We start from the raw sequence: 20301 nt of genomic DNA, 5'->3' as shown, positions 1-20301 counted from the left end.
TGCATGAGCGATCTGGACATCACCATCGGACTGGTCACCGACGACGCCGCCGGAGAGCTGCTCACGCTGCGCCGTGCCGCGTTCGTCACCGAGGCCCAGCTGTACGGGGACCCGAACATCCCGCCGCTGACCCAGACGCTCGGTGAGCTGCGCGCCGACCTCGCCGCGGAGGGTGTCGTGACGCTCGGTGCCTGGGCCGGCAGCCGCCTCGTCGGCTCTGTGCGGGTGGAGATCGAGGAGGGCAAGGCGACGCTCGGGCGTCTGGCCGTCGCCCCCGACCTCCAGGGCAAGGGGATCGGCACGCAGATGATGTTCGCTGTCCTCCCGCACCTGCCGGAGGAGACCACGGAGATCTGGGTCTTCACCGGCAAGGACTCGAAGCAGAACCTCGCGCTCTACGAGAAGCAGGGCTACGAGCACCAGCACGACCGGGTGGCGGGCGACCTCACCTATGCGTACCTGCGCCGCATCCTCGGCGAGTCCGGGGCCGAGGATGCCGCGGAGTCGGAGTCGGAGTCTTCCGGGTCGCCCGTGTAGGATCGCGGTGTCGCGACTGGCGCAGTCCCGCACCCCGTCCGTCCCGCACGGTGTCTGAGGACCCTGTGCGCACGGTCGGCAGCGGGCATGGTGGATGACCACCGGGGAGTGACGTGTTCTCGAAGACTTCGGGTCGTTCGCCTGGGCCCCGGTCACCACACACGTGTGTGCGGTGCCGCGACGGCCGGGCCCCTCACGCACAGCAGGTACACGAGGCGAGCAGGTCCCCGGCCGGGGCCTGACCGCCGTCCCGCGCTGCAAGGAGACGCATGACCGCCCAGACCGGAAACAGCCAGCACACCGTCATGAACCAGGGCCTCGCCGAGGTCGACCCGGAGATCGCCGCGGTCCTCGACGGGGAGCTCGCGCGGCAGCGCGACACCCTCGAGATGATCGCCTCCGAGAACTTCGTCCCGCGCGCCGTCCTCGAGGCCCAGGGCTCCGTCCTGACGAACAAGTACGCCGAGGGGTACCCGGGCAAGCGGTACTACGGCGGCTGCGAGCAGGTCGACGTCGCCGAGGTCCTCGCCATCGCGCGCGCGAAGGAGCTCTTCGGCGCCGAGCACGCGAACGTCCAGCCGCACTCCGGTGCGACGGCGAACGCCGCCGTCCTGCACGCCCTCATCAACAAGGGTGACAAGATCCTCGGCCTCGAGCTCGCGCACGGCGGGCACCTCACGCACGGCATGAAGATCAACTTCTCGGGCAGGCTCTACGAGGTCGCCGCGTACGGCGTCGACCCGCAGACGCACCTCGTGGACATGGATAAGGTCCGCGAGACGGCGCTCGCCGAGCGTCCGGACGTCATCATCGGTGGCTGGTCCGCCTACTCGCGCCAGCTCGACTTCGCGGCCTTCCGGTCGATCGCCGACGAGGTCGGGGCCAAGCTGTGGGTCGACATGGCGCACTTCGCCGGGCTCGTCGCCGCGGACCTGCACCCCAGCCCGGTGCCGTACGCCGACGTCGTGTCCTCGACCGTGCACAAGACCATCGGTGGACCCCGCTCCGGCTTCATCCTCTCCCGCGAGGCGTTCGCCAGGAAGATCGACTCCGCGGTGTTCCCGGGGCAGCAGGGCGGCCCGCTCATGCACGTCATCGCCGCGAAGGCCGTGGCGTTCAAGATCGCCGGTTCGGCCGAGTTCCGGGAGCGCCAGCAGCGCGTCCTGGACGGTGCCCGGATCATCGCGGAGCGCCTGACCGCGCCCGACGTCGCGGGTGCCGGTGTCTCGGTCCTCACGGGCGGGACGGACGTGCACCTCGTGCTCGTCGACCTGCGTCACTCCGAGCTCGACGGCCAGCAGGCCGAGGACCTCCTGCACGCGGTCGGCATCACGGTCAACCGCAACGCGGTCCCGTTCGACCCGCGCCCCCCGCGCGTGACGTCGGGCCTGCGGATCGGCACGCCGGCGCTCGCCTCCCGCGGCTTCGGCGACGCCGAGTTCGCCGAGGTCGCCGAGATCATCGCGACGGCACTCGTGTCCGGCGCGGCCGCCGACGTCGACTCCCTGCGCGCCCGCGTCCAGAAGCTCACGGGTGACTTCCCGCTGTACCCGGGCCTCGAGCAGTACTGACGGCCTCGAGCTGTACAGACAGTCTCGAGCGTCACAGACAGCACCCTCACCCCGGCGCGGGGCACCAGCGAGCACGCTGCGGGCCCCGCGCCGTCCGTCCCGTTCCCGGTGGAGGAGACCTCATGACCGCACAGATTCTCGACGGCAAGGCCGCAGCGAAGCAGATCAAGTCCGAGCTCGCGGTGCGTGTCGACGCCCTCCGCGAGCGGGGGATCACCCCCGGCCTCGGCACGCTCCTCGTGGGTGAGGACCCCGGCTCGACGAAGTACGTCGCCGGCAAGCACAGCGACTGCGCCGAGGTGGGCATCGCGTCGATCCGTGAGGACCTGCCCGCGGACGCGAGCCAGGCGGACATCGAAGCCGCTGTCCGGCGCCTCAACGAGGACCCGGCATGCATGGGGTTCATCGTCCAGCTGCCCCTGCCGCGCGGCGTCGACACGAACGCCGTCCTCGAGCTCGTCGACCCGGCCAAGGACGCCGACGGGCTGCACCCCACGAACCTCGGTCGCCTCGTGCTGCGCACGAACGAGACGATCACCTCGCCGCTGCCCTGCACGCCCGCGGGCATCATCGATCTCCTCGACCGCAACGGTATCGATCTCGCAGGCAAGCACGTCGTCGTCGTCGGCCGTGGCACGACGGTGGGCCGGTCGATCGGCCTGCTGCTCACCCGTCGCGCGGTCAACGCGACCGTCACCCTCACGCACACGGGCACCCGGGACCTGTCCGCCCACCTGCGCACCGCCGACGTCATCGTCGCCGCGGCGGGTGTCCCGGGGATCGTCAAGCCGCAGGACGTGCGGCCGGGCGCTGTGGTCGTCGACGTCGGCGTGAGCCGGGTGACCGACGAGGCGACGGGGAGGGCCCGCATCGTGGGCGACGTCGACCCGGCCGTCGCCGAGGTGGCGGGGTGGATCTCACCGAACCCCGGCGGGGTGGGTCCGATGACGCGGGCGATGCTCCTGGCGAACGTCGTCGCGACCGCGGAGCGCGAGGCCGCCGCCGCGTCGGACGAGAACGGCAGGTAGGGGCCGATGCTCACCGTCGCCACCGTCAATGTCAACGGGATCCGTGCCGCGTACCGCAAGGGCATGGGGGAGTGGCTCGCACGACGCGACCCCCAGGTGCTCCTCCTGCAAGAGGTCCGGGCGACCGACGAGATCCTCGCGGACCTCCTCGGGCCGGGCTGGCACAGCGTGCACCAGGCGTGCGACATCAAGGGCCGCGCGGGTGTCGCGGTCGCGAGCCGGCTGCCCTTCGAGGCCGTCCGGGTGGGGCTCGGCGCGGGCGAGACCGAGGTGCCGGTGGACACCGGCCGCTGGGTGGAGGCCGACCTGCGGCTGCCGTCCGGGGACCTGCTCACGGTCGTCTCGGCGTACATCCACTCCGGCAGCGTCGGCACCCCGAAGATGGACGAGAAGTACGCCTACCTCGACAAGGTGACCGCGCGCCTCGAGGAGCTCGCGGACGCGCGGTTCGTGCTCGTCGCGGGCGACCTCAACATCGCGCACACGAACGACGACATCCGGAACTGGAAGGGCAACCTCAAGCAGGCCGGGTTCCTTCCCGAGGAGCGGGCCTACCTCGACCGGTGGTTCGCGGCGGGCTGGGACGACCTCGGGCGCCGGCTCGGCGGTCCGGGCCCCGGGCCGTACACGTGGTGGTCCAACCGGGGGCGGGCGTTCGACAACGACTCCGGCTGGCGGATCGACTACCAGCTCGCCACGCCCGCCCTCGGCGAGCTCGCGTCGACGGCCGAGGTGGACCGTGCCGCGGCGCACGACGAGCGCTGGAGCGATCACGCCCCGCTCGTCGTCGAGTACGCCTTCTGACGCTGGCGGCGGAGCTCAGGCTCCGCCGCGCAGCGCGGCGATCGGCTCGACGGCCGCCGCCTTCATGGCGGGGTAGAGGCCCGCGAGGAGCCCGATGACCCCACCGAGCAGCGCGGCGCCGCCCGCCATCCGGATGTCGAGGATCGGTGTCCACTCCCGCACGACGGACACGCCGACGACGATGAACACCCCGAGGGCGGCCCCGATGAGCCCGCCGAGCAACCCGATGACGACGGACTCGACGACGAACTGACCGGCGATGTTGCGCTTCGTGGCCCCCAGGGCCCGGCGCAGCCCGATCTCCCCACGGCGCTCCATGACCGACAGGAGGGTGACGTTCGCGATGCCGACGCCCCCGACGAGCAGGGCGACGCCGCCGAGCGCGAGGAAGATCGCGTCGACGCTCGCCTGGACGTTCTCGCGCAGGTCGGAGCCGCTGCGCGGAGCGGCCACGGAGAACGTCTCCGGGGCGTTGGGGTCGAGCGCGACGGGTGCCTGCTCCTTGACGAGCGGCCCCGCCCCCGTGGCGATGCGCACGTGCAGCTCTTCCGCGGCGGGGAGCTGGTAGTCCGCACGCGCCGTACCGATCGGCAGGACGACCGCGTCGAGCACGTCGCTGCGGCGGTCCATCCCGTTGACGATCCCGATGACGGTGTAGTTGGTCTCCCCGATGAAGATGGACGGTTGGCTCTCGAGGCGGTTGACGCCGAGCTTCGTCGCAGCGCGCTCACCGAGTACCACGACCCGGTCCGCACGCTCGGAGTGGCCGTCGTCGAAGTAGCGGCCGGCGACGACGTCGCCGCGCACCGCCTCGAGGAAGCCGCCGCTCGATGCGAGGACGGGTGGGCTCGAGAGGGCAGCGACGGACGGGTCGTTCACCGGGACGGCCGTCACGGTCTGGCCCTTCACGTCGACCGCGCCGACGAGCCCGGCGCGCTCGACACCGTTGAGCCGCAGGACTCGCTCCGGTGCGTCCCACGGAAGCATCGTCAGGGCGCGCTCCTGCCCACCGAGCGCGCCGCCGGAGGTCTCGGGCTCGATGACCACCTGGGTGGCGGCGACGGCGTCGAACTCGGCGCTGATCTGACCGGCCGCGGTCTGGGCGAGGCCCACGGTGACGACGACGGACCCGATGCCGAGGACGGTCCCGAGGATGGTGAGCAGGAGCCGGCCGGGGCGGGCGCCGATGCCGTGCGCTGCTTCCGCGAAGAGGTCACGCACCGAGAAGCGGTCGCGGCGGGAGCTGAGGTGCAGACGAGAGGTCCGCTGCCCGCGTCGCCACCGCTCGGGCCAGCGTGGGCGACGTCCCACGAGGGCCCGGAACCGGGCCGCGCGAGCCGGACCCGCGGGACCGGTCTCCGCCGCGGGCGTCGTTCCCACCGTGTCGGTGGACTCGGTGGTGTCCGGGAGGGCGGGCGCCGCTGACGTCTCGGCGCTGCGTGCGGCCAGTGCGGCCAGTGGCGACCTCATGCGACCTCCGCCAGTCGTCCGTCGGTGATGCGGACGCGTCGGGTCGCCCGGGCCGAGACCGCGGGATCGTGGGTGATGACGACGAGCGTGAGACCGTCCGCGTGGAGCTCGTCGAACAGGTCCATGATCCCCGCCGAGTTCGTCGTGTCGAGGTTGCCGGTGGGCTCGTCGGCGAGCAGCAGCTTCGGGTTGGCGACGACCGCGCGCGCGATCGCCACACGTTGCCGCTCACCACCGGAGAGGGTGACGGGCGTGAAGTTCATGCGGTGGTCCATGTGCACCCGCGCGAGCGCGGTCCGTGCCCGTTCCACGCGCTCGCCGCGCGGCACGCCGCTGTACAGGCAGGCGAGCAGGACGTTGTCGAGGACGGTGCGCTGCGGGAGCAGGTGGAAGGACTGGAACACGAAGCCGATGCGTCCGCCGCGCAGGGCGGCACGGTCGTGCTCGGACGCCTTCCCCGTCGCCATGCCGTCGATGAGGTACTCGCCCGAGGTGGGACGGTCGAGCAGCCCGAGGATGTGGAGCAGCGTCGACTTGCCTGAGCCCGACGGTCCGATGATCGACACGTAGTCTCCCGGAGTCACCGTGAGGTCGACCTCACGGAGGGCGTCCACGCCGGGGAAGGAGCGGCCGAGTGCCCGGAGCTCCACGACCGCGGGCGTGGGGTCGGGTGGCGTGAGCGGGATCTCCTCGGTGAGGGTCATCCGCCGACCACCACGAGGTCGTCGGCGGCCAGGGGGACCTCGGAGGAGACGATCTCGACGTACCCGTCCGCGGCGAGACCTGTCTCGACGGTGACGAGCTCGCTGGCGTCCCCCTCGGTCCGGCGCTCGACGCGGGACTCACCGCTCGGGCCGGCTGTGAGCGCCGCGGACGGTACGGCGAGCACCTCGCCGTTGGTGGAGCTCACGGGGACGACGATGCGGACGTTGGTGCCCTGCAGCAGCGCGATCTGCTCAGGGGTGAGGGCGTCCGGGGTGAAGGTCACCGTGAAGAGCCCGTCCTGCGTGCCGCTGCTTGCTGCTGCGTCATCGCCCTCACCCCCGGCTGCGCCGGTCGGGCTCGGACCGCCCTTGGTCAGCTCGAGGATCGTCGCGTTGGCCGGTGTCCCGTCCGGGAGCTCGAAGCTCCCGACGAGCCCTGCGCTGAGCAGGGGCGCCTCGGTGGCACTCACCGTCCCCTGGACCACGAGTGTCGCGCCGGAGACGCTGAGCACGGGCGTGGACGCCTCGACGGCGTCACCGCGCGCGACCTGCACGGCGTTGACGCGCCGCGGGAGGTCGGAGAAGAACGTGACCTCGCTCGCCGGGAGGTGCGTGAGGGTGTCCTCGAGCGCCTCGTCGAGGTCGGTCTGGGCCGTGGTGACGGCCTGGCTCGCGGCGTCGCGCGTCGCTGTCTCCTCGCTCGTGTCGACGGGAGCCAGGAGGGCGTCCCGCTGGGCGACGGCGACGGCGAGGGTCTCGTCGAGCGTGGCGACGTCGGCTCCCTCCTCGGGGTTCTGCCGCGCCCGCCACGCGGCGTTGACCGCGTTGTCGGCCTCGATCCGCGCGACCTGCGTCGCCCCCGCGCGGGCCTTGAGGAGGGCCGCCTCGGCCGAGACGAGGCTCGACTTCGCGATGGTGAGCGCGTCGCGGGCGGCATCGACGGCGGCTGTCGCCTCGTCGCTGCTCTGCGGTGACTCGTACCCGACGGCGACGTAGAGCTTGTCCACCGCCGCCGCGGTCGCGGCGTCGTAGAGGTCCGACTCGGCGTCGCCGGGATCGATTCCGAGGGCCACGAGCGCCTGCTTGAGCTGGATGACGTCCGGGCCGGACACGCCGGCACGGAGGGTGCGGTAGGCGGGCAGGGCCCCCGGCAGAGCGATGACGGGCCGGCCGGCGATCTCGAGCATGACGGCGGCGTTCTCGATGACGGCACCGACCTCGGGGATCGCCCCGGTGACGACGGCCGCCCCGCTGAACTCCGACGTGTCGATGCGGACGTCCACGGCCTCGTCGTACAGCACGTCGGCGCGCAGGACGACGTCGTTCTGGATGAGTCGGCTCTCGACGGGCACCGTGATGGGCCCGCCGGTCGGGGGCTCGGCCTGGGCGGCCGCGTCGTTGGGGGACACGATGAGCCGGCTGAGGAGCATCCCCGCGACGAGGGACAGGACCGCGACCACCGCGATCAACCAGATGATGCGGTGTCCGTGCAGGCCTCGCGCAGGTGCTGCGTCGCCCATGGGGTGCTCCTTCGTGTGTCGTGCAGTGGTCATGGTCGTGCGTGGTGCGGCATCGGCGACCTCACCCCTCGGCGTGGGCGGCGAGCAGCGCGTCGAGCTCGCTCTTGTGGTCGGCGATGAACTGCTCCTGGGCGGCGAACTGCACCGTGAGGACCGTCGTGTCGTAGTCGACCTCCTGCTTGCAGGTGAAGTCGGCGAGCGCGGTGGCGAGCTCGAGCTCGCGGAGCTCCGCGACGGCGTCCGAGCGGGGAGCGCCGTCGGGGCCGAGGGCCTCGGCGTCGCTCCACAACGCGGTGTCGGCGTCGGAGATGGACTGCCTCGCGTCCTCCTGCTTCGAGAACCCGGAGTAGCCGGCATCGGCCATGCAGTCGGCCCATGCCGCATCGGCCTCGGCGACCTTCGGGTCCTTGAGGATGTCCTCGTAGAGGGCGGTGACCTGGTCGTTCATGGCCTGGAACTCTGGGTCGTCCCACAGCTGTGTGCTGCCGGCCTCCTGCTGCGCCGCGCCGTAGCAGCCCTGCTCCTCGAGAGGCTGCGTCCACTCCATCTGCTCCTCCTCGGAGAGGCCCTCGGGCATGGTGTAGGTCCCCCAGAGCGCCTCCTCGTACGCCACGCGGCTCGCTTCGGAGAGTGATTCCGTGTACTCGGCGTTGGGGTCGGTGGGTGGCTCGGGGGTCTCGCTGTCCTCCTCGACGGCGCCGTAGCCGTAGCCGTTCTTGATGACCCACTCCTCGGAGTTCATGTCGCTGGAGACGTCGGACAGGTCCGAGTACATCGCCTTGACGTCCTGGACGACGTACTCGAACCCCTCGTCCGACATGCACTGCGCGATGAACTCCTCGACGACGATCTGCTCGGCGATGAAGGACTCGGAGTCGAACCCGATGATGTCGCCGAGGTAGACGAGCAGCGGCGACTCCTCCGCCGTGAGCTCGGCGCCGGAGGAGGGGGTGGTGGACCCGGCGTCGTCGGAGCAGGCGCTCGTCAGAAGGACGAGGGCCAACCCGGTGACGCCGGTGGCACGGCGGAGGACAGATTGCTTCATGTGTGGACGAACCCCCTGCGGGCGGACGCTTCAGGATGGAAGCGAAGAATATGGATGTATCGCGAAGGGCGACGCGAGAAGACTATGCGCGAGCGGGGTGGGGGGACTATCCACCCAAGGGATGACTCGTGCGTCCGGCGTCTCCGCCCGGGCGATGGCAGGGTCATCGCCCGTACGCCTCCTTGAGCGCGTCGAGCTCGCTCTGGTGGTCGACGATGAACTGCTCCTCCGCCGCGAAGACGCTCCTCAGGAGCGCGTCCCGGTAGCCGGACCCCGCCTGGCACGTGTCGTCCGCGAGGGCCGTCTCGATCTCGCGCTCCCTGAGATCGGCGAGAGCGGCAGGATCGAGATCCTCGGACGTCGGGGAGTCCCCCTCCACGGTCGCCCACAGGTCGTCCAGCGCGGCCGTGATGGTGTCCCGGGCGTCCGCCGGCGACGCGAGGCCCGGGTATCCCGCGTCGGCCATGCAGTCCGCCCAGGCGTCGTTCGCCGTCACGACGGCAGGGTCCTCGAGGGCGGCCTCCTCGAGCTCGAACGTCTTGGCCATGAGTTCCTGGTACTGGGTATCGGCGTAGATCGCCGGCCCGGAGACCTCGTCACGTGCGGTCGAGGTGCACCCGGGGTGCTGCGGCTCCCAGTCCGCGACCTCCTCGGGCGCGAGGTCCTCCGGGGGGAAGAGGTCGCCGTACAGCGCGAGGTCGTACTCCGCCCTGGACGCCGCGGACAGCGTCTCGACGTACGCGACGTTCGGGTCGACGACCTCTGTCGTGACGTCGTCGGTCGTGCCCACGGACGTCGCGACGTCGTACCCGTGCTGGGAGATCCACTCGCGTGTGCCGACCTCGGCGAGGTCCAGCGACGCGAGGGGCCCGAGCTGCTGCTCGACGTCCGCCACGGTGTACTCGAAGCCCTCGTCAGCCATGCACTGGGCGACGCGCTCCTCGATCTCGCGCTGCTCGGCGACGATCGACGCCGTGTCGATCGTCCAGAGGTCGCCCATGTACTCCGCCAGCGGGCTGTCGGCGAGCGTCACGCCGCTCGACCCGTCCGCGGCACCCGTCTTCGCGGTGGTGTCCTCCGCCGAGCAGGAGGCGGTGAGCAGGACCGCGACGAGCCCCGTGGCGACGACCGCGCGGCGGGCGGAAGGGTGGCCGGAACAGGTGCTCCGCGCAGCTCTGGTGGTGGGGTGGGGGCGCGGGCCGGTGGGCACAGTCATGGGAGCAGCTCCTTGGGGTGACGACACGTCGGGTCGAGGACCGCTGGCCCTCGCTGCCGTCGACGCTACGGGTCGCCCCCGGCGGGAGGCATCGGCCGTCGGACGCCATGATCGGCCGCCTCCTGCGACCTTCGTCGGTGCGGCACACCGCTCGCGGGAGGGGTGCCGCACCGTCCGGGGTCGCCGGTCCGTCACTCTCGGTCGGCCTCTTCGGTTGCTGCGATGAGCGCGTCCAGCTCGCTCTTGTGGTCGACGACGAACTGCTCCTCCGCGGCGATGCGGACGGCATCGACGGTGGCGTCGTACCCGACCTCCTCGCGGCAGGTGAGGTCGGCGAGGGCCGTCGCGATCTCGAGGGCGTTGAGCTCGGCCTGGACGGTCGGTTCGGGTCGCGCCGCGGGGTCGGTGCTCACGTCCACCGCAGCCCACACCTCGTCCTGGGCGGCCTTGATGCTCTCCGCCGCGTCAGGCTGCTTGGCCAACCCGGGATAACCCGCGTCGGCCATGCAGTCGGCCCACGCCGCGTCCGCGTCGGCGGTCTCCGGACTGTTCGCGAGCCCATCGTAGAGCGCGTTGCGCGCGTCCTTGAGAGCCTCGAACTCCGGGCTCTGCCACGGGCCCTCGTCGTAGACCGCGGCGTCGGCCTGCCCCTTGCACCCCTGGTCCTCCGGAGGGGCGGCCGCCATCTCGGTCTCGCTGAGGCCGTTCGTGCCAGCGCCGGCCCATACGCCGCTCAGGGCCTGCTGGTACGCGGCGGCCGACGCGTCCGAGAGGGTCTCGACGTACGCCATGTTCGGCTCGGGTCCCAGGTCCTCCACGGCCTTCTCGGCCTCCTCGACCTCACCGGGCTTCTCCGTGATCCCGTACCCGTTCGCGGTGACGTACTCGCGCGTGCCCCCGCCGTCGTCGGAGCCATGGAGGTCGTCCGAGTACCACGACGCGACGTCGACCACGGTGTACTGGAAGCCCTCGTCGGCCATGCACTGGGCGATGAACTCCTCGACAGCGAGCGCCGAGGCCACCGCGTCGCTCTCGTCGGGGGCCGCCAGGACCCCCAGGTACTCCTCGATCGGAGAGGCCACCGGGGTCGGTTCCGCCTCGGCGCCCTCGGCGGGCGAGCTCGCCTCCGGTGTCGTCCCACCCCCGTCGGAGCAGGCGCTGACGAGAAGGAGTCCCGCTGTTCCGAGGAGGACGGCGCGGTGGAGGGCCGGATGTGTCATGGGTGCGCTCCCGGCAGCGTGACGCTGCGTGGTGGGGCGTCCGTGTCGGACGCGCTGGGGCGGATAGGTGTGCCTCCTTAGAACGCCGCCCGACGCCGATCTGTGCAGCCCGTGACCTCGGGGACCTGTGAAGATCGTGTGTTCGGCGCGTCCAGCAGCTCCTCCTGGGTCGCGTATCCGCCGTGTCCGCCGGACTGTCGGCCGACATCAGGCTCCGTGGCTAGCTGCCGTACTCGGTGACGATCTCGTCGAGCTCGCTCTTGTGGTCGGTGATGAACTGCTCCTCAGCGGCATAGAGGGTCGTGAGAAAGACGTCGTCGTAGTCGACCTCCTCGCGGCACGTGAAGTCGGCGAGCGCCATGGAGATCTCCCGTTCACGCATCTCGGTCAACGCCTGGGGTTCGGGGGTGACGGCGGTCTCGGGTGGAACGTTGTCGACCCATCCGTACAGGACGTCGTACTCCGCGAAGACCGTGTCCATCAGCTCGCTCTGGGACGCGTACCCGGAGAACCCCGCGTCGGCCAGGCAGTCCGACCACTCCTTGGTCACGGCGACGACGGTGGGATCCTCGAGGGCGGTCGTCCTGATGGCGCCGATCTTCTCGAAGAGCTCGCTGTGCTCCGGGTCGGAGAACACGTTCGAGGCGGGGGCTGCCTGCAGACCCGTCCCGTAGCAGCCCTGCTCCTCCGGTGACGGCACGTAGCTCTGCAGCTCTTCCTCAGTCATGCCCTCGCCGTACGAGCCATAGAGCGCCGCGTAGTACTCGGCGGCGGAGGCCTCGGACAGGGAGGCGACATACTCTGCATTGGCGTCTGCGGGCGCCTCGGCGCCGAGGTCGTCGTAGACCGACGAGGCGCCGAACCCGTTCGCCGCGATCCACGCCTCGGTGTTCATCTCGTCAGGATCGACGGACGAGAACGTGTCGTCGGACCCGGCATCGGGCACCGTGTACTCGAATCCTTGGTCCGCCATGCACTGAGCGACGGCCTCTTCGAGCTCCACCTGCGCTGCGGCCTCTGTCTCAGGGTCGTAGTCCCAGGCGCTGCCCAGGTACTCCGAGAGAGGGCTCTCCCCGTAGCGCAGGTCGTCGTCTGTCGGCGTGGACTCCTCGTTCGAGCATGCTCCGAGGAGCAGGACGATCGCCGCGACGGCAACCAGCGGGCGGCGGGAGACGGCAGTGGGCTTCATGGTGAGAAGGTCCTCTCGGGTCGGGCAACAGTGGCGGGCGTGACGACAACGACTAGCTGCCGTACTCGGCGACGATCTCGTCGAGCTCGCTCTTGTTGTCGGCGATGAACTGCTCCTGGGCGGCGTGCAGGGTCGTGAGGAAGACGTCGTCGTAGCCGACCTCCTCGCGGCAGGTGAGGTCGGCGAGCGCCAGGGTGACCTCCCGCTCACGCATCTCGGTCACCTCCTGGGGTGCCGGGGTGACGGTGGCCTCGCCGGCCGTCCATCCGTACAGGTCCTCATACTCCGCGAACAGCTCGGACAGCATCTCGTCCTGGGACGTGTACCCGGCGTGCCCCGCGTCGGCCATGCATCCGGACCACTCCTCGACCGCGGCGAGGACGGCGGGATCCTTGAGCGAGGCCTGGTGCAGGGCGCCCATCTGCTCGGAGATCCTGCTGTACTTCGGGTCGTCGAGGAAGCTCGTGGCGGGAGCGGCCTGCGCGCTGAGCGTGAAGCAGCCCTGCTCCTCCGGCGACGGCACGTAGCTCTGCAGCTCCTCTTCCGTCATGCCTTCTCCGTACTCCCCGTAGAGTGCCGCGTCGTACTCAGCGCGCGAGGCCTCGGACAGGGACGCGACATACTCCGCGTTGGCGTCGGGCGCAGGGGCGGCCTCCTCGTACATCGACCAGACGTGGAACCCGTTCGCCGCGACCCACGACTCGGAGTTCATCTCGTCCGGGTCGTAGTCGGCCTGGGACTCGTCCGTCGACCCGGCGTCGCGCACCGTGTACTCGAAACCCTGGTCTGCCATGCACTGGGCCACCGCTTCATCGGCCGCGACCTGCGCCGCATCGTCGTCGTAGCCCCAGGCGCTCCCCAGGTACTCCGCCAGCGGGCTCTCTCCGTACCGAGGGCCGGGCCCCTTCGTCGACGGCGCCCCGTCCGAGCATGCGGCGAGGAGCAGGGCCACCGCCGCGAAGGCGATCAGCGGGTGACCGGAGGTGGCAGTGCGCTTCATGATGCGGAGAACCTCTCGAGACGGGCAACGGTGTCGAAGGTGACGAATCGCCACGGCGGGACATCGAGAAGGCTACGACCGATCCGCGAGCCCTCCCATCCCCCCACGGGATGACTCTGGGCCGTCAGGCCGTGCCAGCCCGGGCCGTGCCCAGCGAGCTCCCGGGTGATCTGTGCAGGTTGCCGATCAACCGCCGTACTCGGCGATGAGCGCGTCGAGCTCGCTCTTGTGATCAGAGATGAACTGCTCCTCGGTCCTGTGCTGAGCAGCGATGTAGGCGGCGTCCCAACCGACCTCTTCCCGGCACGCGCGGTCGGCGAGCGCCATGCTGATCTCCCACTCCCGCAGCTGTGCGACCGCCTGGGGGTCAGGGCTGATGTCGCTGTCGGGGGGGATGCCGTCGACCCATCCGTAGAGCTCGTCGAAGGAGGTGTACACCTCTTCCAACAGCTCGCCCTGGGACGCATACCCGGCGTGGCCGGCGTCGGCCATGCAGTCCGACCACTCCACGTCGGCGGCGAGGACCGCGGGATCCTCGAGGATGGTCTGCGTGAGCTCGAAGATCTTGTCGTAGAGCTCCCGGTTCGCGGGGTCGGCGAAGATCTCGGCGGAGGTCGCTCCCTCCTGACTCGCCCCGTAGCAGCCCAGCCCGTCGGCTGGTGGCGCGGATCCTCCCAGCTCCTCCGCCGTCACGCTGCCCGCCTCCTCGCCGTGGAGAGCCCTGAAGTACTCCTGCCTCGACGCCTCGGACAGCGACGCGACATAGTCCCCGTTGGGGTCGGTGGGTGCGTCGGGCACCTCCGGCGCATCACCGTAGAGCGACGCGGCACCGAACCCGTTCGCCGCGATCCACGACTCGGTGTTCCACTCGTCCGCGCCGACGTCCGCTGCGCCGTCCGGTGCGCCTGCAGAGACCGTGTACTCGAACCCCTGGTCGGCCATGCACTGCGCGACCTTCTCCTCGAGCTCGACCTGCGCCGCCGCCGCGGCCTCCGGGTCGCGGTCCCAGATGCTGCCCAGGTACACGGAGAGCGGGCTGTCCTCGTACGTCGGCACGGGGTCCGTCTCCGGGGAGGTGGTGCTCGAGCATGCGCCGAGCAGCAGGACGGCTGCTGCCGCGGCGACGACGGCTCGATGGTGTGTCGCAGCGGTCTTCATGGTCGGGCAAACCTTCCTGGGCCGGCTGCTGTGTCGATAGCCGACGAATGGCGCACCGGGCGGCGGGCGTGAGGAAGATGTCGCCGGGAACGGACGCCCGTCCCGTCGGTGACGTGGAGACGAGTGGCCTGTGCGGCCCGTACGACTCTAGAGCGCGGGACGGTCGGGACATATCCACCCGCGGGATGATCCTTCCCCGACACTCATCGGGTACGGAGGCAGGTCGGGGGCGCAGGGCACGTCGCCGCAAGCGGGGAGCGCTGTCCGGACAGCCGGTCCATGGCTCAGACGGGCGAGAGTCCCAGATGTCGTCCTGCGAGCCCGCGCGAGCGTGCGGCGAGCGAGCGCGCGATCGACTGCAGCGCGCGCGCAGCCGGCGTCTCCGGGTGGCTGAGCACGACAGGGACGCCGTCATCGCCGGACTCGCGCAGCGCGATGTCGAGCGGGACGTGCCCGAGGAGCGGCACCGAGGTCCCGGTGAGCGTCGAGAGGTTCTCCGCCACCCGGGCGCCGCCACCGGCACCGAAGAGCTCGAGACGGGAGCCGTCAGGCTGCTCCAGCCACGACATGTTCTCCACGACGCCGACGAGGCCCTGGTTCGTCTGGGTCGCGACCGACCCGGCCCGCTCGGCGACCTCGGCCGCGGCGACCTGCGGCGTCGTCACCACGACGATCTCGCTGTTCGGCAGGAGCTGGGCCACGGAGATCGCGATGTCACCCGTACCGGGCGGGAGGTCGAGGAGGAGGACGTCGAGGTCACCCCAGAAGACGTCGGACAAGAACTGCTCGAGCGCGCGGTGCAGCATCGGTCCGCGCCAGACGACAGGCTGCCCGGCCGGGACGAACATGCCGATCGAGACGACCTTGACCTCGTGTGCGATGGGCGGCAGGAGCATGGAGTCGACCCGCGTCGGCTGCGCCGTGACGCCGAGGAGCCGCGGGACGGAGAACCCGTAGATGTCTGCGTCGATGACACCGACCTTGAGCCCGTCGGCGGCCATCGAGGCCGCGAGGTTCGCCGTGACGGTGGACTTGCCGACCCCGCCCTTGCCGGAGGCGATCGCGTAGACCTTCGTCAGCGATCCGGGTTCCGCGAAGGGGATGCGGGGGTCTCCGTCGCCCCCGCGCAGCATGGAGCGGAGCCCGGCCCGCTGTTCGCTGCTCATCACCCCGAGCTCGATCGCCACGTCGGTGATGCCCTCGACCGCGAGTGCCGCCGCGCTCGACTCCGCCGTCAGCGTGCTCTTCATCGGGCACCCCGCCGTGGTGAGGTCCAGCCCGACGACGGCACGGGCACCGGCGCCGGGGCCCGGCTGGACGACGACGGACCGCACCATGCCGAGCTCGGTGATCGGGCGGCGGATCTCCGGGTCGATCACGCGCGAGAGGGCGGCCCGGACGGCTGCCTCGAGGTCAGCGGTGGCGCTGGAGAGGGGCATGCTGCCATCCTACGCAGCGGTCCGCCGTGGTCCGGTCCGGGTGGACGAGGTCAGGGCCGGTGGTCGCCCAACCGGTCGACGAGGTCGGGCCGCCCGGGCTCGTCGCCCTCGCGGGCCTGCCGCTCGGAGTCACGCTCGTCGTCCTTGGCGGTGATGTCCTCGAGGAGGTTGCGCAGCTCGGAACGGACGAAGTCGCGGGTCGCGACCTCGTTGAGCGCGATGCGCAGCGCCGCCATCTCGCGTGCGAGGTACTCCGTGTCGGCGAGGTTGCGCTCGCCGAGCTGACGGTCCTGCTCGGCGGTCACGCGGTCGCGGTCGGTCTGCCGGTTCTGCGCGAGGAGGATGAGGGGCGCGGAGTACGAGGCCTGCAACGAGAGCATGAGCGTGAGCGCGGTGAACCCCAGCGCTGCGGAGTCGAACTGCAGGTTCTCCGGTCCCCACACGTTCCATGCGAGCCACGCGATGCAGAAGACCGTCATGTACATGAGGAAGCGCGGGGTCCCCATGAACCTGGCGGTACCCTCGGCGACCCGGCCGAACGCGTCCTGCCTGAAACGGAACCTCGGCAGGAGGGTCCGTCGCGACTCCTTCGGGGTGTCGAGCCGGTCAGCCACGGCGACCTCCACGGCTTCCTGTCCGTCCGCTGCGCGAGGCGCGGGGCGGTGACTCGAGGCGCGTGCCGGTGCGGTCGAGCGCCTCGCTCTCGTCGCTCTCCCGCCAGTCTGCCGGAAGCATGTGGTCGAGGGCGTCGTCGACGCTCACGACGCCGAGAAGCCTCCGCTCGGAGTCGAGCACCGGAAGGGCGAGCAGGTTGTACGCGGCAAGCAGGCGCGTGACGCGCCCGAGGGGCGCATCCGTCGAGACGTGCTCGATGTCGGAGTCGAGGACCGAGCCCACGGGCTCGTGCGGCGGCTCCCGGAGCATCTTCTGGAAGTGCACGACCCCGAGGAACCGGCCTGTCGGTGTCTCGAGGGGAGGGCGCACGACGAACACCATCGAGGCCAGTGCGGGGGAGAGGTCGGCGCGCCGGATGCGCGCCATCGCGGCGGCGATCGACGTCTCCGGGGAGAGGACGACGGGCTCGGTCGTCATCATGCCGCCGGCGGTGTTCTCGTCGTACGCCAGCAGCCGTCGCACGTCCCTGGCCTCGTCGGGCTCCATGAGCTCGAGGAGCTCTGCGGCTTGTGCGTCGGGGAGCTCGTGGAGGAGGTCGGCCGCGTCGTCCGGCTGCATCGCCTCGAGGACGTCGGCTGCGCGGTCGTTGTCGAGCGAGGAGAGGATCGACACCTGGTCGTCGCCGGGGAGCTCCTCGAGGACGTCGGCGAGGCGTTCGTTGTCGAGGGCGGTGGCCACCTCGACGCGGCGGGTGGTGCCGAGCTCGTGCAGCACGTCGGCGAGATCCGCGGGCTTGAGGTCGTCGTAGGCGGCCAGCAGGAGGGCGGCCCCCTGGGTCGACGAGCTGTCGGCGAGCCCTGTGACGGACTCCACGTCGACGAGCTGCGTGTGACCGCGGCGCCGCAGACCGAGCGCACCCTTGCCGGTGCCCGGGCGTCGGACGAACAGCTTGTTCACGAGCCAGTCACCGGTGCGCTGCTGCTCGATCGCAAGGTCCTCGATCGTCGCGGTGCCGGAGCCGTCGACGAACTCCACGGTGCGGTCGAGCAGCTCCCCGACCGCGAGGCTCTCGACCGCGCGCTGCTCGAAGCGGCGCATGTTGAGCAGGCCGGTGCTGATCACCTGGCCGGCGTCGATGCTCGTCACCCGGGTGAGCGGGAGGAAGACCCGACGGCGTCCGGGCACCTCGACGACGAGTCCGACGGCGCGCGGGGCGCCCTTGGGCCGGATGAGGACGACGACGTCGCGCACACGACCCACCTGGTCCCCGATCGGGTCGAAGACCATGGTGCCGGCCAGGCGCGCGACGAAGACCTGTGTTCCGACGCTGCTCACGGACGCAAGCCTACGCACTTCTCGCGCGACCGCCCCGGAGTGTCAGTGTTCGCGGTGCGTACAAACCTCCTAAACCAGGACAGACCGCTAGCGCGATACTCAGGCGTGCGAGACACTGAGCTATGAGCCTGAGCCAAGCACCCAACCTGCCGACCCAGCCCCGCGGCGAAGAGATCTCCTCCTACGGGACCTACCTCGAGGCGCAGAAGGCCGTCGACGTCCTCTCGGACGCGGGGTTCCCGGTCGAGTCCGTCACCATCGTGGGCACCGACCTCAAGATGGTCGAACGAGTGACCGGACGTCTGACGTACTCACGCGTCGCGCTCGCCGGGCTCGCGTCAGGCGCCTGGTTCGGCTTGTTCGTCGGCCTCCTGCTCTCCATGTTCGGAGGCGAAGGGGCCGCGCTCTCGATCCTTGCGGCCGTCGCCATCGGTGCAGGCTTCGGACTGCTGTTCTCCGTCCTCTCCTACTCGATGACGCGCGGGAAGCGTGACTTCACGTCCTCGAGCCAGATCGTCGCGACGTCCTACGCGGTCCTCTGCGACTCCACCCGCTCGCACGAGGCGACCCGCATCCTGCGGGAGAACCAGGTCGCCGGATGGGCCCGCCCGGTCGCCACCCCGCCGGTGCAGGACGCAGGCGCTGGTCCGGCGGCCGCCTTCACACCCACCGGACCAGCCACCGGTCCCGTCGGCCCGTCGCCGCTCACGAAGGACGGCGAGCCCCGCTACGGCGTACGGATCGCGGACACGACGCCGGTACGGCCCGAGAGCGATCCGACGGCTCCCTGATCGACCCCGGCGCGCGCGCCCTCACGACCGCAGTGTCGCCATCCAGGCCTCGACGTCCTCCGGCCGGCGGGGCAGCGCCGCCGAGAGGTTCTCGTTCCCGTCTGCCGTGATGAGGACGTCGTCCTCGATGCGCACGCCGATGCCCCGCAGCTCCTCCGGGACCGTGAGGTCGTCGCTCTTGAAGTACAGGCCCGGCTCGATGGTGAACACCATCCCCGGCTCGAGCTGCGCGTCGAGGTACATCTCGCGTCGTGCCTGCGCGCAGTCGTGCACGTCAAGACCCAGGTGATGGCTCGTGCCGTGCACCATCCAGCGCCGGTGGAACTGGCCCTCGGGTGCCAGCGACTCCGCAGCGGTCCCGGGCAGGAGGCCCCACTCGGCGAGGCGGGCCGCAATGACCTCCATCGCGGCCGCGTGCACGTCCGAGAACTTCGCACCCGGTCGCGCGGCAGCGAACGCGGCGTCCGCGGCGTCCAGCACGGCGGTGTACACCCGCCGCTGGGCGTCGCTGAACGTCCCGCTCACGGGCAGGGTCCGCGTGATGTCCGCGGTGTAGAGCGACTCGACCTCGACCCCGGCGTCGAGCAGCAGGAGGTCGCCGTCGCGCACCGTGCCGTCGTTGCGGATCCAGTGCAGGGTCGTCGCGTGCTCGCCGGCGGCGGCGATCGTCTCGTAGCCCACGGTGTTCCCCTCCAGGCGGGCGTGAGCATCGAACGTCGTCTCGACGACGCGCTCCCCGCGCCGGTGCGCGGTGGCGCGCGGCAGATTCCGCACGACGGCGGTGAAACCGTCGATCGTCGTCGCGACGGCCTCGCGGATCTCGGCGATCTCGAACGGGTCCTTGACCAGACGCAGCTCGGAGAGCGCCTCGGCCAGCTCCTCGTCCGGGGTGGCGCCGTCTGAGCCGGCTCCGTCGGCCACCGTGCCCTGCTCGGGAGGTGTGGGGTGCATCAGCCGGAGCGACTCGACGAGGATCTCAGTCGCGCTGTCGGACCCCGGCACCACGCGCACCTGCGCACCGCTGCTCTCGACGTCGTGGGAGAGGCGGGCCGGGAGGTCGTCGATGTGCGCCGCCCGGATGCCGGTGAGCATCGTCACGTCGGCCAGGGACGGACGTGCACCGACCCAGAACTCGCCGTACCGGGCGTCGGCGTAGAACTCCTCCGTGTCGCGGTCCGCGAGGGGACGGACGTAGAGGACGGCCTCGTGGCGCTCGGTGCCGTCGCGCCGCTCGACGGGATGCAGCACGAGCACCGCGTCCGGCTCGCGGTCCGCACCGAGACCAGTGAGGTGCGCGAACGCGGAATGCGGCCGGAACCTGTAGTCCGTGTCGTTGGAGCGCGTCTTGAGGGATCCCGCGGGAACGACGAGCAGGTCTCCGGGGAACCGGGCGGAGATCGCCGCCCGACGAGCCGACGTGTACGGTGCCGCCCGGCCGGGGGTGACCCGCGCGCCCCGTCGGGGAGCCCACCCGCTCGCGATGAACGCGCGAAATCCGTCCGAGGACGGCCGCTGCGACCGGTTGCTGCCGCGGTCGCTCAACGGCTGGGTCGGTGTCAGCGACTCCGAGGGGAGGGCGGGATCGGTCGGGGAGAGTGCGTCGGACGTCATCCCTCCATGCTCGCACTCCTGCGGGGACGTCCGCACACTCCTCAGTAC

At 71.0% G+C, this 20301-nt stretch carries 18 protein-coding genes; 5 read left to right on the top strand and 13 right to left on the bottom strand.

What is annotated here, in order from left to right; all coding sequences use genetic code 11:
• Positions 1-3 precede the first annotated feature (3 nt).
• From AC54T1_RS09725 to AC54T1_RS09710, 4 genes are all read left to right on the top strand, one after another.
• Positions 4-537, top strand: coding sequence for a GNAT family N-acetyltransferase (locus AC54T1_RS09725; RefSeq protein ID WP_484344988.1), 534 nt, complete (start codon positions 4-6; stop codon positions 535-537).
• A gap of 269 nt (positions 538-806) precedes the next feature.
• Complete coding sequence (gene glyA / locus AC54T1_RS09720; protein ID WP_484344989.1) at positions 807-2108, top strand: serine hydroxymethyltransferase; 1302 nt, start codon at positions 807-809, stop codon at positions 2106-2108.
• Between the two features lie 122 nt (positions 2109-2230).
• Positions 2231-3136: a bifunctional methylenetetrahydrofolate dehydrogenase/methenyltetrahydrofolate cyclohydrolase gene (locus tag AC54T1_RS09715; protein WP_496911812.1), complete on the top strand. Its 906-nt coding sequence runs from the start codon at positions 2231-2233 to the stop codon at positions 3134-3136.
• Positions 3137-3142: 6 nt separating this feature from the next.
• Positions 3143-3940 (top strand): exodeoxyribonuclease III, encoded by a 798-nt coding sequence (locus AC54T1_RS09710; protein WP_496911811.1) that lies wholly within the window; start codon positions 3143-3145, stop codon positions 3938-3940.
• A 15-nt stretch (positions 3941-3955) separates the two neighbouring features.
• Here the strand turns inward: AC54T1_RS09710 and AC54T1_RS09705 are convergent, their stop codons facing one another.
• The 12 genes from AC54T1_RS09705 to AC54T1_RS09650 form a co-directional block, all read right to left on the bottom strand.
• Positions 3956-5410 carry an ABC transporter permease gene (locus AC54T1_RS09705; RefSeq protein WP_496911810.1) on the bottom strand — a complete coding sequence of 485 codons (1455 nt, stop codon included), beginning with the start codon at positions 5408-5410 and terminating at the stop codon, positions 3956-3958.
• Positions 5407-6114 carry an ABC transporter ATP-binding protein gene (locus AC54T1_RS09700; protein ID WP_484344993.1) on the bottom strand — a complete coding sequence of 236 codons (708 nt, stop codon included), beginning with the start codon at positions 6112-6114 and terminating at the stop codon, positions 5407-5409. Before AC54T1_RS09700 ends, AC54T1_RS09705 begins: the two co-directional genes overlap by 4 nt.
• The gene (locus tag AC54T1_RS09695) at positions 6111-7634 is read right to left on the bottom strand and encodes an efflux RND transporter periplasmic adaptor subunit (protein WP_484344994.1); all 1524 of its coding nucleotides are present in this window, start codon (positions 7632-7634) and stop codon (positions 6111-6113) included. Before AC54T1_RS09695 ends, AC54T1_RS09700 begins: the two co-directional genes overlap by 4 nt.
• 61 nt (positions 7635-7695) lie before the next feature.
• Entirely contained in the window at positions 7696-8679 is a 984-nt protein-coding gene (locus AC54T1_RS09690; RefSeq protein ID WP_496911809.1) for a hypothetical protein, read from the bottom strand.
• A gap of 163 nt (positions 8680-8842) precedes the next feature.
• Entirely contained in the window at positions 8843-9895 is a 1053-nt protein-coding gene (locus AC54T1_RS09685; RefSeq protein ID WP_496911808.1) for a hypothetical protein, read from the bottom strand.
• Positions 9896-10086: 191 nt separating this feature from the next.
• A complete protein-coding gene (locus AC54T1_RS09680) occupies positions 10087-11115 on the bottom strand; it encodes a hypothetical protein (RefSeq protein ID WP_496911807.1) in 1029 nt (342 codons plus the stop codon).
• Positions 11116-11335: 220 nt separating this feature from the next.
• Positions 11336-12304, bottom strand: coding sequence for a hypothetical protein (locus tag AC54T1_RS09675; protein WP_496911806.1), 969 nt, complete (start codon positions 12302-12304; stop codon positions 11336-11338).
• Between the two features lie 52 nt (positions 12305-12356).
• Complete coding sequence (locus AC54T1_RS09670; RefSeq protein WP_496911805.1) at positions 12357-13304, bottom strand: hypothetical protein; 948 nt, start codon at positions 13302-13304, stop codon at positions 12357-12359.
• 186 nt (positions 13305-13490) lie between these two features.
• Positions 13491-14462: a hypothetical protein gene (locus AC54T1_RS09665; protein ID WP_496911804.1), complete on the bottom strand. Its 972-nt coding sequence runs from the start codon at positions 14460-14462 to the stop codon at positions 13491-13493.
• Positions 14463-14746: 284 nt separating this feature from the next.
• Positions 14747-15901: an Mrp/NBP35 family ATP-binding protein gene (locus AC54T1_RS09660; protein WP_496911803.1), complete on the bottom strand. Its 1155-nt coding sequence runs from the start codon at positions 15899-15901 to the stop codon at positions 14747-14749.
• Positions 15902-15951: 50 nt separating this feature from the next.
• Complete coding sequence (locus AC54T1_RS09655) at positions 15952-16515, bottom strand: DUF1003 domain-containing protein (RefSeq protein WP_484345002.1); 564 nt, start codon at positions 16513-16515, stop codon at positions 15952-15954.
• Positions 16508-17851 (bottom strand): magnesium transporter MgtE N-terminal domain-containing protein, encoded by a 1344-nt coding sequence (locus tag AC54T1_RS09650; RefSeq protein WP_484345003.1) that lies wholly within the window; start codon positions 17849-17851, stop codon positions 16508-16510. The genes AC54T1_RS09655 and AC54T1_RS09650 overlap by 8 nt, the downstream gene beginning before the upstream one ends.
• Before the next feature lie 122 nt (positions 17852-17973).
• Here AC54T1_RS09650 and AC54T1_RS09645 point away from each other — a divergent pair, with 122 nt between their 5' ends.
• A complete protein-coding gene (locus AC54T1_RS09645; RefSeq protein ID WP_496911802.1) occupies positions 17974-18642 on the top strand; it encodes a YflT domain-containing protein in 669 nt (222 codons plus the stop codon).
• A gap of 21 nt (positions 18643-18663) precedes the next feature.
• Here AC54T1_RS09645 and AC54T1_RS09640 read toward each other — a convergent pair whose 3' ends face one another.
• Entirely contained in the window at positions 18664-20253 is a 1590-nt protein-coding gene (locus AC54T1_RS09640) for an aminopeptidase P family protein (protein WP_484345005.1), read from the bottom strand.
• Between the last annotated feature and the right edge of the window lie 48 nt (positions 20254-20301).

Source organism: Sanguibacter sp. Z41_6 (assembly GCF_059621145.1).
This window is presented reverse-complemented; position numbering and strand designations above follow the sequence as displayed.